We start from the raw sequence: 16,591 nt of genomic DNA, 5'->3' as shown, positions 1-16,591 counted from the left end.
CCGGATTCTACCGAAACAAACCCAATGCAGGAATGCCCTGCGCGAATGCTAGCACCTCCTTCACCGTAGAGAATGCGTGCCAACGTCGGTCCATCGACCCGCGACACGCGGGCCCTACCAGTTCCTTTGATTGTCGCCCCTATGAGTCCCTTTTTCGAGAGCCCTGCTTACCGGGAAGCGGTTGCCCGCCTGGAGTATGCCCTCCAGCGTCGCGATCGAGTTGCCGTTTTGACAGGCCCTTTGGGAAGCGGCAAATCGACGTTGCTCGAGAAGTGGACAGCGCAGCTGCGACGCGGGGGTGCAATCGTTCCTTATCTGCAAACGCCGGGAACGTTCGAGCATGACTTCCTGTGGGAACTTGCCACCCAACTGAAAGCGGACGTCGGCCCTCACACTGCGCCGCCGGAGCTGTGGTTTCAGATTCGCGAACAGCTGACCACCTATTCGCTCGAACAGCGTCCGGTGGTGATCGTCGTCGATCATGTCGAGGAAATGGCTCGCGAAACGGCTGACGTGCTGCTGACGTTGGCTCGGCTGCACTGTGGCAGCGATCGTGGCGGCTCGCTGATTCTTTCGGTCGATCAAGCGGCATTGCCGACGTTCGATCAGCGATTGATCAAACTGGCCGATCTGAAAATCGAATTGGAAGCGTGGAGCCCCGCAGACGTCGCTCAGTTCGCCGAAACCTACCGCGACGCTTATCCCGAAACGCCGCTTACGCTGGACGAAGCCGCGATCGAAGCGGTCTCGCAGCATTCGGAAGGCTTGCCCCGCGTGATCTCGCAAATCCTCGACCTTTCGCGATTGGCGTTGGAAGCAAGCGAGTCGAAATCGCTCACTCCAGAAACGGTCGAAGCGATCCGCGACGAACTTCTGTAGAAGCTCGATTGCCAACGGCCTGGGGTGCCATTGGCCCCCTGCACAACAAGCCGACATAGCCACCGGCAAGAGCATCTGAAAGCAGGAACTGACCGCCACATAACCACTTGCGACGATTGATCACAGTGGAATCAGCGTGCGTTCTTGCCAACTCACTTCCCTTAGTGGCCGAGCGAAGCGATAACGGTCAGCCTATCGTTTGGGGCACCTGCGTCACTGTGCCTCTGCGTATCTGCCCCCGCAACTGGCCTAGATTCAGAGGCACATTCGGCTAAGATTGGGAGATTACCTAAGCAGCAAATTCTTACCGGTTTATCTGTATGTCGAATGACGCCGGGTCCAGCCCCAAGACTCCCGCAAAAGATCCTTTCGCCCCTGTTCCTGTCGATCTGAAGAATCCTTCGACAGCGATCTTCCTGGCTTGGCTAATCCCCGGCGCCGGCCACCTTTACCAAGGTCGCCGCGGCAAAGGTATTTTGTTTCTTGTTTGTATCCTCTCGATCTACTTCCTCGGCTTGTCGATGGGGGGCGGACGGGTGGTTTACGCAAAATGGGACAACGAGGAAAAACGACTGCCGCTGATTTGCCAGCTCGGCGTCGGCTTGCCGACTCTGCCGGCGCTCGCCCAGGCCTTGCTCGTGCGACAAAAGAGGGACCCAATCGAAATCGGTGGCGCACGAATCATGGCCCCGCCTGCCAAAGGCGAGATGTCGGACTTGCACCGAAAGTATGGCTACCTGTTCGAGATGGGTACGCTCTACACGATGATTGCCGGCTTGTTGAATGTGCTGGTGATTTACGATGCCGGAGCCGGCCCGGTGTGGATGGTTCCCGATTCGGAAAAGAAGAAGCGGGCCAAGAAGAACGACGCCGCAAACAACGACACGTCGGAAGCCGACTCGTCGAAACCCGAAACAGCTTCCACGTAACCCTTGCACATGGCATTGGCATCGGGTGCCGATGGCTTAAAGCCGATCGCACCCACCGTCAACGATTACCTCACGCGAAAGAGAAGTCCCGATGTTCGATCTCGCCCTGCTGGCCATGTTCCCCGGCGCTCGCATGTTGCTGTACGCCTTCCCACTGATCGTGGTGGTAAGTTTGGTTTACGGAGCAACACGTCACGAATTGTGGCCTGCCATCTTGAAGCATGCCTGGGACACGGCCATCTGGATTGTCGGCTTTATGGGGGTGGTATTTGTGGTAATTCTTCTGGCAGGGTGGTCCCTGTAGGCTCGACCTTCGGCGCGATCCGCTTGTATTCCCCTTCCAGCCACAGTGGTACATCGCTTTTGTAATACCACGAGAACCGGCTTTCACTTGGCCCGCCGGGCAAGTTGGTCCACGCTTCGTCCTGGCTTAAGTCGGTAATGAAGTGGTAACTTGGTGCGAATGTCGATTCGCGCGTTGCCGTCTGAAGTACATGCCCCTGAAAGATAGTCGCATGGCAGCCAGGCATTGGATATTTCGGGCTGTCGAATCCCAGCAATCGACCGACCTGGCTACCGCCGAAGAAACGATCGGTGAAGTGGAAGTTGTTGAACTGCCCCCACGTCGTTTCCGGTTCCAGCAATACCTTTTCGCCAGCGGTGCGGATCATCTCTCCTTTGTCGCGAGTCTGCCACCAGAGCGACTTCTCTTTCTTTAAGATCTCGTCGCACGCCGCGATGATCATGCTTGAAAACCCGGCCCGCGAGACCAAGTACAACGTCCGTCGCGGTCCCATGCCTCGTTCGTGACCGAAGATCTCCAGCAGCGTATTGCGATAAAACCGCTGAAATGCCACCGCCGCGGTGCTCTCAGGTGCGTAGCGAAAGTCCCACCCTTGGAGCATCACTTTCAAATCATCCGGAGCATACGGCAGCAAGATCGGCAAGATCTCTCGCGCTTGGATGCTCAGCAAGTCGTACTGCAGTTCTTGCATCTGTTCGAGCGTCACTTCGTCCATCGTCTGCAACCGCTCGACGATTCGCCGCTTGCGATAGTCGGGCAGCGTCTGACTGACAAACTTCGGCTTGTCTGGCTCGTTGATGTCTTCGTTGGCGGTCGCGATGAAGCCACATTCCGGGTTATAAATCCGCGGAAGGTGATCGACAGCGATCGTTCCTTGCCAATGGTTTCGCGCGTCCCACGCTGCCACAGGACCAAGCCCCGATGCATCGTGCCGCCGCCGAGGAAAGCGGCCGTTGCCCTGCAATCCGATGTTGCCATACTCGTCGCCGACCACCCAGCACAACGTCGGCTGCGGGCACTGCTTGGCCACGTCAAGTGCTTCGGCGGTGCTTTCCGCTTTCAACATATCGAGCCACGAGGCAATCGCCATTCCGGAATGCGGAAACGTCCCCGTCCACGCCAGCGAGAAGTAATAGCCGTCGCCGAACTGTTCGGGATCGACCTCGAGCACGCCTTGTGGATTCTCGAAAACGCGCATCGTTTCCGGCGGCTTTCCTTTGCAGCCGATCGCTTCGTCGCGAATGGTATAGTCGACCCAATCATCTTCGCGGCGATACTGCCAGGTCCCCTCGTCCGACTTGCGAACTTCCTCAATGAAGAAATCGGTCGTGTCCCCTTTCATGTAGGTGACACCCCAGCTGACCCTTTTGGTGCGGCCGACAGCGAACAGCGGACAGCCTGGCAAAGTCGCCCCCATCGCGTAGTCGCCGTTCCACTTCAGGACCGCTTCGTACCAAATGGCCGGCAAACGGTTGGTTTCCAGATGGGGATCGGAACATAAGATCGGGCTGCCGCTTTTCGTTTTCGAAGGCCCAACGACCCAAGCGTTGCTGCCGGCCAGCCGCGGCAGATCCATCAACACTTCCAACGCCTCGTCCGACATCCGCCGCACGTGGTGGACTTTCCGCACTAAGTCGAAGTCGACGTGCTCCAAGCGACCGGGAAAGAGCTCTCGCAAAGCGTCTTCGTCGCCGCCCGCTTGAATCAGTTCGATCACGATCCGCTCGTTCTCCAGCTGGCTAACCGCCAAACCGCCGAAGCTAAGCAGGTTGCCGATGTACAGCACCGACACGGGGTCCCACGGCACCGCTTCAAAGCCAATCGCCCACATCGGCAGCGTATGGCCGATCGCCTTCATGCCGTCGTTCACGCCGCTGCAATAATGCTGAACTTGCTTCTGCGTTTCTTCCGGCCAATAGTCCCGCTCTTTCGGCTGATTGCGGTGCAGTCCGACGCGGCGAAAGAATCGGTCGGTCTCGAGCAGTTCGTCTCGAGCCGCAATCGACTCGGCCGCTTGCCCCGAAGCAATCGCCCTGGCAAAAAGAATTTGCGTCAGTCGATCGGTGGCATGCATATACCCCAAGCCGTACAAGGCATCGTCTAGTGTTTTCGCCGAAACATGCGGCACACCAGCTTCGTCCCGTTCGATCGAAATATCTCTGCTTAACCGGGGAAATTCCATTCGATCCGATTCCTCTCAGCAGGTCTGGCCAATCATTGCAGCAACTTCATGAAACCCCTTCGGGTCTATTGTCATCGTAGCATGTAAGCCCCGTCCCGGCCCCCATTGGGCCAGTCCAGCACAGCCGACACCACCAATCCCCCCGTCGGTTGCCGTTTGGCGGTAATTGTGGCATCGTAGGGCGAATGCCATGAGGTATGATCGGCATAATCGATCTGATACTGCCAGGGGGAACGTCCCTGTTCCGCCGTTTTTCGATTACTCAACTGTCCACTCAAAAACGCTTTGCAAGATCGCCCCCACAGCTCTGATAGCGCCGATACGGCAGCACGGATATCACGTCGTCATACGCGTTCGTGGCTTACCGCGATTAGCTTCGCCAGCCCCTGGTTGGTGGGACTCTTGGCTTTGTTCGTCTATCCGTTTGTCGTATCGCTTTACTGGAGTTTCTGCCGGTACGACTTGATCAATCCCCCTCGCTTCGTGGGGACAGAAAACTACGAACAGCTCGCCACCGAGTTCGCTACCGGAACCGGAATTGCCCATGCCCTGTGGAACACCGGATACTACGCGTTTCTTTCGGTGCCCTTGTCGATCGTTTTGGGGGTCGGCCTGGCAACGCTTCTTTCCTGCGACATCCGCGGGCAATCGATCTTCCGCACCCTCTTTTACCTGCCGTCGGTCATTCCAGTGGTCGCGGCAAGCATTCTGTGGATGTGGCTCTTGAATCCGGCCGATGGGCTCGTGAATTCGGTCCTCGGTTCGCTCGGCCTCTGGCAGCCGCAATGGTTTGCCTCGCCGGAAGAGTTGGTCTCAACGCACTCCTTCTCGCCTGCAGCATGGCAGAATAATTCCGCGCCGATCGGCTCGAAGGATGCCCTCATCCTGATGAGCCTCTGGGGCATGGGCAACTTCATGGTGATTTACCTGGCCGCGATCGGCGACATCCCGAAGTCGCTTTACGAGGCGGCTCGGATCGACGGCGCAGGGCCCATTCGCCGGTTCACCCATGTCACGCTGCCGCTGCTCACGCCGATCATCTTCTTCAATCTAGTAATGGGACTGATCCAATCGGTCCAAGCGTTCACCCAAATTTATATCGTCAGCGAAGGCCGCGGAGCCCCCGCCGATTCCACGCTGGTGATCAGCCTCCACTTGTTCCTCAGCGCGTTTCAGCATCTGAACATGGGGTACGCCTCGGCAGTGGCGTGGCTGCTGTTTACCCTGCTGGGCATCGCCACATGGTTCCTCTTCCGCACATCCCGCCGCTGGGTCTACGAAGGAGTCCGCTGATGCCAGGCGCTGCCATGCTGCTCGACGTTTCCGACCGAAGACAAATCGCTTCAGAGAGAACACCAAGGATGAACCACCAACGCTTGGGTAGCCCGGTTTGCTTGCAAACTGGGGAGCGAAGCGAATCGAGGTCTTCAGGAAACGCTGGCCGCTCACGAAAACCTCCGTTCGGCTTCGCCTCCCCAGGTTGCAAGCAACCTGGGCTACCCATTAGCGCAGTCATTCCACCGGCGCCCCCCTCGGTGATCTCTGTGCCCTCTGTGGCTAGTCTTTCCGATCTCACCATCGCACCAACACCAACCCATAAAGGACAGGGCTGATGCCCCAGGCTTTTTCATTTCGCGGTTGGTTGACTGTCGTGGCGATTGGGTTGGTCGCGATTGGCCTGCTCGTCTCGCGGCCATACCTCACCGCTTCCCAGTCGCCAAAGCCCCAGGACCGCGAAGAGGTGGTCTTCTGGCACTTCTGGGGCGGAGCCGATCGGGCCATTGTCGAAGACGTCGCACAGCGATTTAACGCGTCGCAAACCGACTACTTCGTTCGCCCCATTGCGATGCCTGGCAACAACTTGGATTTAAAATTCTTCCTCAGCGTCACCGGCGGCGATCCGCCTGATTTGCTGAACATCGACGACCCGGTGATTGCCGATTGGGGCCATCGCGGAGCCATCCTGGCTCTGGACGAAGTTGCCCCCGCCGAGGAAGTCGAGCGGCTGAAGGCCTGGCTTTTTCCGGCCGCACGCCGGCTGGTCACCTACGAAGATCGTCTGTACGGCGTACCGAACGGGCTCGATATCCGGGCCCTCTACGTCAACGAAACGATGCTCGCCGAGTATGGTCTATCGCCTCCGCAAACGACCGCCGATTTAGACCACATCGCTGAAACGATTGCTCCGCCCGATCAATCCGAAGCCTATCAGCGGCATGGCTACCTGCCTGACTCGCGGCGAATCTGGGCTTGGGGCCCTGTCTTCGGTGGGCAGTTTTACGATGCGGCCGATGGCAACGTGACGCTGACTTCGCCCGAAATCGAATCGGCGTTGGCATGGATGGTCAGCTATCGCAATCGATATGGTCCTTCCGAAATCGCTCGCTTCCGCCATGGCGATCAGTCGCTGCCTGGCAAAACGTTTCCGCTCTTCGCAGGGCGGTATGCCGTGGTGATGGATGGCCAATGGCGCGTGCGCGACATCCGTGCGTTTCAAAAGTCGCAACAAGAAAAGGGAGAAGCGGTCACGCAGTTCAATGCCATTCCCCTGCCGCCACCTCCCGGAGGCAAGTCGAACGCTGGCTGGGTGAACGGCAACAACTTTGTCATCCCGCGCGGAGCCAAGTCATCGCCAGGAGCCTGGCAGTTCATCAAGTTCTGGTGCGGCTTCGATGGCCAGGAAGCAGACGCCGCGCAGACGTGTGTCGCCGGCGGCTGGATCCCCGTTTCGCAGCACGTCGTCGATCAGCCGACATTCCAAACATTCCTGAACGAAGAGCCTCTGTTCCGCACGTTCATCCAATTAGCCGGCAGCGAAAACCAATACCCGGTTCCCGTCATTCCTGGGGCTCCTTACTTCAACAACGAGGTCAAAAACCTCGCCGAATCGGCTATGTCGAGTTCTTCGGAGCCTGATCTTTCGCAGATGCTCAAGCAGGCCGAAGCGAGAATTCAGTCGCATATCGATCGCGCGAGGACCGAGCCATGAAATGGTATCAAAAGTCGTCGATTTACGTGCTGCTGATCTTTTTCGTGACGATCTACAGCTTGCCGCTGCTGGTGATGTTATCCGGCTCGCTGAAGTCGCCGACGGAAATCCAAGCCAACCCGAATCAGTTGATCCCCGAGGCTTGGCACTGGGAAAACTACGTCACTGCGATCCAGTCGATGCCGTTCTGGCAGTACCTCTCCAACACGTTGGTGCTGTGCGGCGGATCGGTCGCGGGTACGCTCCTTTCCTGCTCGATGGCGGCCTACGCGTTCGCAAAGCTGAAATGGTGGGGCCGTGACAAGCTGTTCGCCGTGCTGATCGGCACGATGCTGCTGCCGTGGCATGTGACGATGATCCCACGTTTTCTGCTGCTGCGGGAAGTGGGGCTGTACAACACGCTAGGCGCGTTGATTGTGCCGACATTTCTGGGAGATGCGTTTTCGATTTTCCTGCTGCGGCAGTTCTTCCGCACCATTCCGGAAGAGATTAGCGAAGCGGCGCGGATTGATGGTCTTTCCGAGTGGGGCATTTATTGGCGCGTCATCTTGCCGATGTCGGTGCCGGCATTGGCGACCGTCGGCTTGTTTCAGTTCGTCGCCGCGTGGAATGACTTCAGCGGCCCGCTCCTGTTTTTGAGCGACAAAGAGAAGTTCCCCCTGGCGTACGGCTTGGAACAGTTCGTCAGCAGCTACGCCGACCAAACCCATTTGCTGCTGGCCGCGGCCACGTTATTCACGCTGCCGATCGTGGTGCTGTTCTTCTTCGCCCAAAAGACCTTCCTGAAAGGCATCGCCACCACCGGTCTGAAAGACTAAGCCATACCAAGCCAACGTTCTTACAATGGCTTCCTGTCGGCGACCCGATTCCGGCCTAAAAACCGGTACCAATCAAACGCAAGAAAAAGAACCTTGGGTGTCATGCTCACGTCCGCGTGGGCATGTCTTCATGCGGCAAACCAAGGATTCTTCTTGCCCCCATCACGAGGCACCAATCATGGGTGCCATGCCGTCGTCCGCGTCGGCATGTCCTGAATCGTCAAACACGCCCCAACGACAGGACGAAATTGAACGGGAAGAGACCCAACAAGAGGCGCGCAGAGAGAGCCGTCGCCTGCAACAGATAGGCGACGGCCTCGTACATAGGTGGGTAGAATAAAGGGAATCGCTACGCGAGCGACTCGCCGCAATTATTTCTTGCGGTGACGGATCTTTGCACGCATACGTCGTTTCTTGCGTCCAATTTTGCGTCGACCTTTACCTGATTTTTTCGTTCCCACAAATCTCTCCGTTGCGTTTCCGCAGCTAATTACACTGTCTGTCGATATTGAAAATCCCCAGGCGGGGAAATCTATTTGGGTGGAAACGTCGCATTCTACCAGAGACCCCCGTCCCTTGGCAAGGAACCCCGGCACGACTTCCGCGCAGAAGCGACCACGAACAGACAACCCCTCAGAGGGGGCCAGCCGACACGACAAGATAAGCAGATTAACCAAGCCAGGAAGGCTGCCCAGGCCGTCCCCTTCGCGAGCCCCCCTATTATAAACGTTTATTGCACAAGCGTTAATCACTTCTGCGCGAATTCCGCATGACATGTGCGGCAACCATGGCCGAGAAACACACGAACTTTGCGTCCGTTTTTAGGGTAGGCAGACGCAGGGCCAAAACAGAGCGGCCCGGCGAAACGCCGACCGGGCCTAATATTACCGAGTGTTTTGAAACGTGAAGAACTTTTCCTTGCGACTTGTACACGTTTTATTGTTTAATAGCCGGCGAGTTCTTTTCGATCGCGTCGATCCTTGAAAACCAGTCGCCTCCACCGTTAGCTTTCCGCCTGGGCGGCGGGGGTGGTTCGGCCAATCACAAACAGCTTGATCAGCAGCGGCAAGATGATCAGGTTTCCTGCCAACGCCCCTAACATGGTTAGCCCAACCAAAACCCCGAAGTAGATGGTCGGCACGAAGTCGCTGACGCACAGCACGCTGAAGCCGGCGATGAGCGCGAACGTGGCGAAGATGACGGCCTTGCCTACGCTCTGTTGCACATCCACCAGGGCTTCGCTCGGCGACCGACCGCTGGCCAGGCTTCGCTGAAAACCGTAGATGTAGTGAATCGAAGCGTCGACCCCCAGCCCCATCGATACGGCTGCGATCATCGCCGCTCCCATGTTGATTCGATACCCCAGCAGCCCGAACGCCCCCGTCACCATCAAGATCGGCAGGACATTCGGAATGAGAGCCAGCAGCGCGAACTTCACGCTGCGAAACGCAAGTGACATGGTGATGCCGATACCCACGATCGCTAGTGCAAACGACCGCCACTGATCGCGAATCAGACTGTCGATCAGATGAGTCAGCAGCACAAAGAACCCGCTGACAATCGGCTCGTCCTCGTGAACGACAAACACGGGGTCTAGCTCTTCCTTCGGCTTTTCGGCGGCCATTCGCTGAGCATGGTAGTCGGCCATGACGCGGCGAACCGCTTCAATCGTCCGCTGCTTCGTCGCGGCATCCTGACGCTCTTTGGAAAGGAGCATGATCCGAAACCAATATTCGCCCGGCCGCTGGTCGTCCTCGGAGTAAAGCGAGTCGAGCGTTTTCGGAAGCTCGTCCTTTAACTTCGTCATCCCCATCCGAATCAGGGTGTACTTCGGCAGTGGAAAGAAGCTGTTCGCTTCAACTTCCTTCATCATCGCCGCCATCACGTCGGCCATGCTGAGCACTTTGGTCAGCTCCGGGACCTCGTCACGAAGACGCTCTTCCAGCTGCTGAACTTCCTGAATGTATTCCCAAGTCAGCTGCTGCGGGGCGGGAATGGCGACGTCCCAGACGCCGGCGGCCCCCAGTTCGTCCTCGACAAATGAGTAGGCTTGAACGACGGGAGTCGACTCGCGGAAGTTTTTGGTGAAGTCGCTTTCGACCTCCAGTCGCGAGCCCCCCCAAAGGGAAATGGCAAACGCGGCCAGAATTAGAACCATCAGCAGCACCGGGCGCCGGACGATGGCGTCGACCGTTCGCGAAAGAGCAGAACTAAGCTTGGCATCGCCCCACGGTTTCGCCGGATCGACACCCACGGGACTGCCAAGCAGCACTAAGCCAGGCAGGAATACCAACACGGCCGGAAGCACCAGCATTGCACCGACCGCCATCATCACGCCGAAGTCATGCACCGGACCGACGTTGGTGATTAGCAGTGCCGAGAACCCAACGGCATCGGTCGCACATGCCCAGAAGACCGGGGCGAGAAGGTACTGCGACGCGGAAGCGAGTGCCTCGTTGGGTGCCTGCCCTTCGTCGCGATATTGCCGAAATCGCAAGATGTAATGCACGACGGTCGCCACCCCGATCACGGTGACAATCGCTGTCAGCATCGAGCTGACCATGCTTAGCTGAAGGCCACTTAACGCCAGCGTCGCATGCGTCCACCGAAGGGTGACCTGAACGACAACGATCGCAATGATCACCCAGCGGATGCTGCGAAAAACGAGCAGAATGACACAAGCCAACAGCAATGAAGTGGCCCAGCCCAACCGCTGGCCATCCTCTTCGACATAACGGAAGCCATCGACCACCATGACCGGTTCGCCGGTGATCATTCCGCCAGGAAGCTCGTCGAAGATTGCCCGAAGCTGTGCGATCAATTCGACCCGACTGACGGTCGCTTCACTTTTCGGAGTCAGCTGAATTGGTAATGCGACGATGTTGCCATCGGTATTGTGCGTGTAGCCGGCAAACATTTGCTTCAGCTGTTTCCCAGCGCCCGACTTGGGATCGAGCACGAAGTCTCGCGTGATGTCACGATCAAGAGTAAGCACCTCGCGGACGCCAGGCAGTTCTTCGATTTGTTTCCGAACTTCGCGAACGCGAGTGAGTCCGGCACCTTGGGGAGCGAAGAGTTCGTCGTCGAGATAGACGCCCATCACGACTTCGTTACCGCCGAAGATTCGATTGAACCGCTCGTGCGACTCGATCAGGGGATCTTCGGCGGCGAACATGTTTTCGATCGAGCGATCGAACGCGAGCCCTTGCCCGAGGAAAATAGCCCCAACCGTCAGCGCAATTCCGATCGCCAGCAAAGGCCAGCGAAGGGCGATCCATCTTTCAAACAACTTATTCACCGCGTTTCCTTGTGGGAGGCCTACCGTCGTCAGCCGGGCATCGCATCTGTTATATTCTACGAAGTCCCCCTTGTCGTACGAGTCGGCTTCTTCTGATCGGTCAACGCGATGCAGTCCACGAGCGATGCCTCTCCCACTTCGTCACGGCGCGAGAGCGTTTGGCTTGACTGGCAATGGTACCTGGTCCTGCTTTTGGCGATGCTCGTGCGAGGGGGAATCGGGTACGTGGAGTGGGAAAACTTCTCGCAAGATCCCGATAGCTACCGCCTGCTGGCCGACAACATCGTGCGGATTCACTCCTTCACACTGGAAGATCCTGCCGAGCCAACCGCATTTCGCCCGCCCCTTTATCCGCTTCTTTTGGCAATCACCAGCATTTCGCGAAACATCCTGCCCGAGGAAGTTTTTGCTCTGCATGTTGCGTTGGGGGTAATCACCGTCGGACTGACGTTTTATTGGGCGAAATTGATGGGACTTGGCAGCTGGCGAAGCCTGGCCGGGCTGCTCGTTGCGATCGATCCGATTCTGTTGAACCAGTCGACGCTGGTAATGACCGAAACGCTGGCAACCTGCCTGGCGGTGCTTACGTTGGTGGCTGTTTCGTCAATGGCGGAAGCTCGTGAAGAAGGAACAGAGCAGGGGACCAGTCGAGATGTGACGATTCGCAGCGTGAATATTGCCGGTGCAGTCGCGCTCGCCATTTTTTGCCGCCCTACGTTTTTAGTCTGGGCCGCACTCCTACCGCTGGCGGTCTGGTTCTGTGCACGCGATTGGAAGCTGCGGGCCTCTTCGATTTTGGCCTATGGCTTGATGCTGGCATTTTTGCTGGCACCATGGGTGGTGCGCAACATCCTGGTCTTCAACGCTCCGGTGCTGGGAACAACCCACGGAGGGCACACTCTGCTGTGGGGAAACAACTCTTCCTATTACGAATACCTGAAAAGTGGCAGCACTCCCGTCTGGGACAACACCGAGTTTCATGCTCGCTTTGCCCGACGTCATCCTTACGAGGGGACCTCTGCTAGCGAATTGGCCCGAGATCGTGCGGCATATTCGGAGGCGATTGAGACGATGCAGGACCAACCGGCGATGGCGGCTTACAGCTGCTTGGTTCGGTTTTCCATGTTCTGGCGACCGCTACCGCATGCACTTTCCACGGACGAAAGTACTAAGCGGTCGCTGTTCCGATACGCTATCGGAGCATGGTATATCGTGCAATTTGCCCTGGTGATTGCCGGGCTGTTTGCTCTGGGTAAGCGGCTCGCAAAGCCTGGCTGGATCGCTGCTATCAGCTTGCTATTGAGCTTTACGGCAGTGCATTTGTTCTTTTGGAGCAACATGCGAATGCGTTCGCCGCTGGTTCCCATTCTGGCCGTGCTAGCATGTGCTGGCCTGCAGATGATCTGGAATCGAGCGAAGCGTCGTTAATCAGGCCGAAGCTGGCTTGCTCTGCTCTGGCGGCATCCCTATAATCCGCCCCGCCATAAACTCTCGGACCGTCAAGGATTACCTCGCAGACGCCCGAGAATTTGAACTAATTCAGAGTCAACCGGCAAGGAAGCCAGGACCCTGTTTCCCCCTCACAGGAAAAGTCCGACGACGCGCTGGCATAGAGTTCAGTGCGGTTCCGCGTGCTTCACGCGTGCGCTCTCGATGTGCGCTGCGTTGATCCTGTCATTTCTTCTATCGGCAACTTCGTCCGCAGAAATTCACCTTCCTCAGTCAGATGTCACGCGGCCGATCTATGTCCGTGCCGACGACGTACGCCACTGGCAAGATGGCGAGAAGGAAGTTTGGATTCTTCGTGGTGACTGCGAGATCGTTCAAGACAACACTATTGCCAGAGGTCGCGACGCGGTTCTTTGGATCGAGTACGCACAGCCGTTCCGCCTCGTTCCCCACAAAGTAACCGTATATCTCGAGAACGAAGTCAACGTTTCTTATCGCGACGCGGAATCAGGCAACGTAAAAGTCGAAGATTCGTCCTGGCTCGGCCAACTCTTTACGACCTCCCGCATAAACTTGCCGGTCGACCCGACCAAGTCGCCTCCGGCCGTTGCCCCCGCGATTTATCATCGTGGAAGGAATGCTCAACCATCAGACGAAGACTTCGCTCCCAAAGAACCGAACGCCGCGCCGATCAAGCAAATTCAATTTGAAACCGGCGAACCGATGCCCCCGTCGATTTCGATCGCTCAACCGCAAGTTCGTATCCGATTGCTGCAGCGGTACTCGACAGGCTATCACCTCGATTCGCAAGTCGATCCCAATACCGGCGAGACGATTACCCGATTCGATGGCGGTATGAATGTTATCGTCGAGGGCGTGGGACAACTGGATACCGTCAGCTTGCTGGCGGATCGGGCCATCATTTGGTCGAAAAATGGCATCGACGGACTGACTTCCCCGGAAGGAGCCACCGACGATGGTGCCTACGAACTGTACCTGGAAGGAAACGTTGTCTTCCAGCAAGGAGAACAAGTCGTCTACGCCGAGCGGATGTATTACAACGTCCAAGACGAATACGGCACGATATTGAACGCCGAATTGTTGACGCCGGTCCCGGAATACCAAGGCCTTGTCCGATTGAAAGCGGACGTTCTTCAGCGTGTGAACCGCGATCGTTACCAGGCATTTGGTGCGGCACTGACGACCAGCCGCATGGGCGTGCCACGCTATTGGTTCCAATCGAATCAGATTGAATACGTCGACAAGCAGTCGACAGTGATCAATCCGGTAACAGGCGAATCGCAGATCGACCCCGTTACTGGGCAGCCTAAGATCAGTCACGAACGCTTGGCGACGTCACGAAATAACACGCTTTATTTCGGTGGCTACCCGGTGTTCTATTGGCCGGTCCTTTCGGCAGACATCAACGACCCGGTGTTTTACTTGAATAAGATCAGCTTCAAGAACGACGATGTTTTTGGCTTTCAGGTCTTAACCGAATTCGACAATTACGAGATCTTCGGCATCGACGATCCATGGGAAGGGACCGAGTGGGTCACCGATCTCGACTACCTCTCAGAACGAGGTATGGGTGTCGGAACGCGGTTCAACTTTAACAACACGTACTTTCCATTCGTCAATAATCCGGCCACAGGCTTTCTCGATGCCTGGGGGATTTACGACACCGGTACCGACAACCTCGGAGCGGATCGCCGGATGCTGACTCCGGAAACTGATCTTCGTGGTCGCGTTTGGGGCCGGCATCGTCAAATGACGATTGGCGATTTTCAGTTTACCGGCGAGCTGGGTCTCATCTCAGACCGTAACTTCCTTGAGTCGTACTACGAAAAGGACTGGGACACCCAGAAAGACTTCGATACATCATTCGAGTTGAAGAAGCTTGTTGATAATCAAAGCTTCAATATTCATGGAGCGACTCGCATCAACGACTTCTTCATGCAGACCGAGTGGATTCCAAAGCTCGACCATTACATGTTGGGTCAACCACTGCTGTTTGATCGGCTGACGTACTTCTCGCACTCGACGGTGGGTTACGCCCGATTGCGACCGTCGACCGCTCCGGAAGATCCGGCCGACGCCGCGACGTATGATCCACTGCCGTATGAAGTGGATATTGAAGGCATTGTCGGCTCGACGCGTCATGAAATCGACCTTCCGATGGAGCTCTTCGGCTCGAAGGTGACGCCGTACGCTCTGGGCGATGTTACCTATCAAGGACAAGACATCAACGGAAACGACATGCTGCGTGGGTATGCCCAAGGGGGTGTTCGCGGCAGCATTATGGCGTGGAGCGTGAATCGCAACATTCAAAGTCAACTATTCAACGTCAACGGAGTGGCCCACAAGATCACGCTCTATGGCGATTTGTACTACGCCGATTCCAGCCAAGACATTTCGCGTGTCGGCATTTACAACAAGATCAATGACGACTCGCAAGAAGCTTTTCAGCGACGATTCAAGTTCACCACGTATGGCCTGCCTGCGGGAACTCCTGTACCTGCGGCGGTCGATCCTCGCTACTACGCTTTTCGCACCAACCAGCAAGGCATGGTCACATCGCCCATTCCAGAAATCGCCGATGATGTCTCGGCGGCACACCTCGAGCTGCGCCAAACCTGGCAAACCAAGCGAGGTGGCCCTGGTAACGAAAAGATCATCGACTGGATCACTTTCGACGTCGGAGGGACCGTTTTCCCAGATGCCGATCGGGATAACTTCGGCGAAACGGTTGGCCTTTTGAACTATGAATTCGACTGGAAGATCGGAAGTCGCTTCAGTGTGTTCTCAAACGGATATTGGGACTTATTTGATGATGGACTACAAACGCTCACCGTTGGCAGCTATATCAATCGCACGCAGATCGGAAATCTGTACGTCAGCTATACGCATGCCGTCCATCCATTTGAAAGCCAATTGATCGTGGCTTCGCTGCAATACCGCTTGAGCGAAAAGTGGTTCGGCGGATTGGGAACCGCATACGACGTGAAGGAAATTGGAAACCTCGGCCAAAACATTTTCCTCACAAGAATCGGCGAGTCGAGCCTGTTTACGTTCAACTTCAACGTGGACGCAAGTCGTGAAAATATTGGTGTCGGAATTTTCTTTGAGCCGAGATTCTTCGCCTCTGGTCAGTACAGCAAGATCAACGGCGAATCGCTTCCACCGCTGGGGGCTTACGGCCTCGAGTAGCGCAAGCAGGGCAGGGGACCGTCGGTATGAAAAACGCAATGACTCCCCAAGGCTGGATTCGCAAATTCCGCTTAGCCTTCTCTGGCCTATTTTGGGCGATCCGAACGGAAGGAAGCTTCGTCGTTCACATTCCCGCGGCACTACTTGCTTTGGCGCTAGCAGGCTTTCTGCAATTTGAACTCACACGCTGGGCAATGCTGCTAATGACAATCGGCTTCGTACTGGTCGCGGAACTCATCAACACGTCGCTGGAAAGCCTTGGCAGAGCGATCGACAAAAATCCGGACGAGAATATACGGATAGCCCTCGATGTCGGTAGCGCAGCGGTGCTGACTTCAAGCATGTTTGCTGTCGTCGTTGGCGTGCTGCTTTACTGGCAACCGTTTTGGCTGTGGTGGAATGGAGCGTAGCCGAGACACTAGGCGCAAAAAACAGTCCCCTGCGGTAGGGTGATTACTGCAGGGGACTGTCCAAGTAGCAGTCAAGCTAAAGATATTTGCTAAGCCGAATCCATCCCAAATAGGTGCCTGACT

Annotated in this window: 11 protein-coding genes; 9 read left to right on the top strand and 2 right to left on the bottom strand. The window is 56.6% G+C overall.

Translation table 11 applies throughout. The features are described from left to right. Nucleotides 1–141: 141 nt before the first annotated feature. The 3 genes from LA756_RS19975 to LA756_RS19965 all read left to right on the top strand — a co-directional run bounded on the left by LA756_RS19975 (nucleotide 142) and on the right by LA756_RS19965 (nucleotide 2,112). Complete coding sequence (locus LA756_RS19975; RefSeq protein ID WP_224436495.1) at nucleotides 142–879, top strand: ATP-binding protein; 738 nt, start codon at nucleotides 142–144, stop codon at nucleotides 877–879. Nucleotides 880–1,199: 320 nt separating this feature from the next. Beyond that, a complete protein-coding gene (locus LA756_RS19970; RefSeq protein ID WP_224436494.1) occupies nucleotides 1,200–1,808 on the top strand; it encodes a DUF6677 family protein in 609 nt (202 codons plus the stop codon). A 91-nt stretch (nucleotides 1,809–1,899) separates the two neighbouring features. Then, a complete protein-coding gene (locus LA756_RS19965; RefSeq protein WP_224436493.1) occupies nucleotides 1,900–2,112 on the top strand; it encodes a hypothetical protein in 213 nt (70 codons plus the stop codon). Here the strand turns inward: LA756_RS19965 and LA756_RS19960 are convergent. Continuing rightward, nucleotides 2,063–4,294: a penicillin acylase family protein gene (locus LA756_RS19960; protein WP_224436492.1), complete on the bottom strand. Its 2,232-nt coding sequence runs from the start codon at nucleotides 4,292–4,294 to the stop codon at nucleotides 2,063–2,065. The genes LA756_RS19965 and LA756_RS19960 overlap by 50 nt on opposite strands. Before the next feature lie 285 nt (nucleotides 4,295–4,579). On the opposite strand from LA756_RS19960, the gene LA756_RS19955 reads away from it, so the two are divergent. The 3 genes from LA756_RS19955 to LA756_RS19945 all read left to right on the top strand — a co-directional run bounded on the left by LA756_RS19955 (nucleotide 4,580) and on the right by LA756_RS19945 (nucleotide 8,101). Continuing rightward, nucleotides 4,580–5,587, top strand: a complete 1,008-nt coding sequence (locus LA756_RS19955) for a carbohydrate ABC transporter permease (RefSeq protein ID WP_224436491.1) — start codon at nucleotides 4,580–4,582, stop codon at nucleotides 5,585–5,587. Between the two features lie 319 nt (nucleotides 5,588–5,906). Then, complete coding sequence (locus tag LA756_RS19950) at nucleotides 5,907–7,283, top strand: extracellular solute-binding protein (protein ID WP_224436490.1); 1,377 nt, start codon at nucleotides 5,907–5,909, stop codon at nucleotides 7,281–7,283. Continuing rightward, nucleotides 7,280–8,101 carry a carbohydrate ABC transporter permease gene (locus LA756_RS19945; protein ID WP_224436489.1) on the top strand — a complete coding sequence of 274 codons (822 nt, stop codon included), beginning with the start codon at nucleotides 7,280–7,282 and terminating at the stop codon, nucleotides 8,099–8,101. The genes LA756_RS19950 and LA756_RS19945 overlap by 4 nt, the downstream gene beginning before the upstream one ends. 1,003 nt (nucleotides 8,102–9,104) lie before the next feature. Here LA756_RS19945 and LA756_RS19940 read toward each other — a convergent pair. Then, nucleotides 9,105–11,399: an RND family transporter gene (locus LA756_RS19940; RefSeq protein WP_224436488.1), complete on the bottom strand. Its 2,295-nt coding sequence runs from the start codon at nucleotides 11,397–11,399 to the stop codon at nucleotides 9,105–9,107. 108 nt (nucleotides 11,400–11,507) lie between these two features. Between LA756_RS19940 and LA756_RS19935 the strand changes: the two genes are divergently transcribed. The 3 genes from LA756_RS19935 to LA756_RS19925 all read left to right on the top strand — a co-directional run bounded on the left by LA756_RS19935 (nucleotide 11,508) and on the right by LA756_RS19925 (nucleotide 16,468). Further along, on the top strand, nucleotides 11,508–12,827 hold the full coding sequence (locus LA756_RS19935; protein ID WP_224436487.1) for a hypothetical protein: 1,320 nt from the start codon (nucleotides 11,508–11,510) through the stop codon (nucleotides 12,825–12,827). A 237-nt stretch (nucleotides 12,828–13,064) separates the two neighbouring features. Then, the gene (locus tag LA756_RS19930) at nucleotides 13,065–16,058 is read left to right on the top strand and encodes a hypothetical protein (RefSeq protein ID WP_224436486.1); all 2,994 of its coding nucleotides are present in this window, start codon (nucleotides 13,065–13,067) and stop codon (nucleotides 16,056–16,058) included. Nucleotides 16,059–16,084: 26 nt separating this feature from the next. Beyond that, nucleotides 16,085–16,468 (top strand): diacylglycerol kinase, encoded by a 384-nt coding sequence (locus LA756_RS19925; RefSeq protein ID WP_224436485.1) that lies wholly within the window; start codon nucleotides 16,085–16,087, stop codon nucleotides 16,466–16,468. Nucleotides 16,469–16,591 lie beyond the last annotated feature (123 nt).

This window comes from Bremerella sp. TYQ1 (assembly GCF_020150455.1).
GTDB lineage: Bacteria > Planctomycetota > Planctomycetia > Pirellulales > Pirellulaceae > Bremerella > Bremerella volcania_A.
The sequence above is the reverse complement of the archived record's forward strand: the minus strand, read 5'-3'. Positions and strand labels throughout refer to the sequence as shown.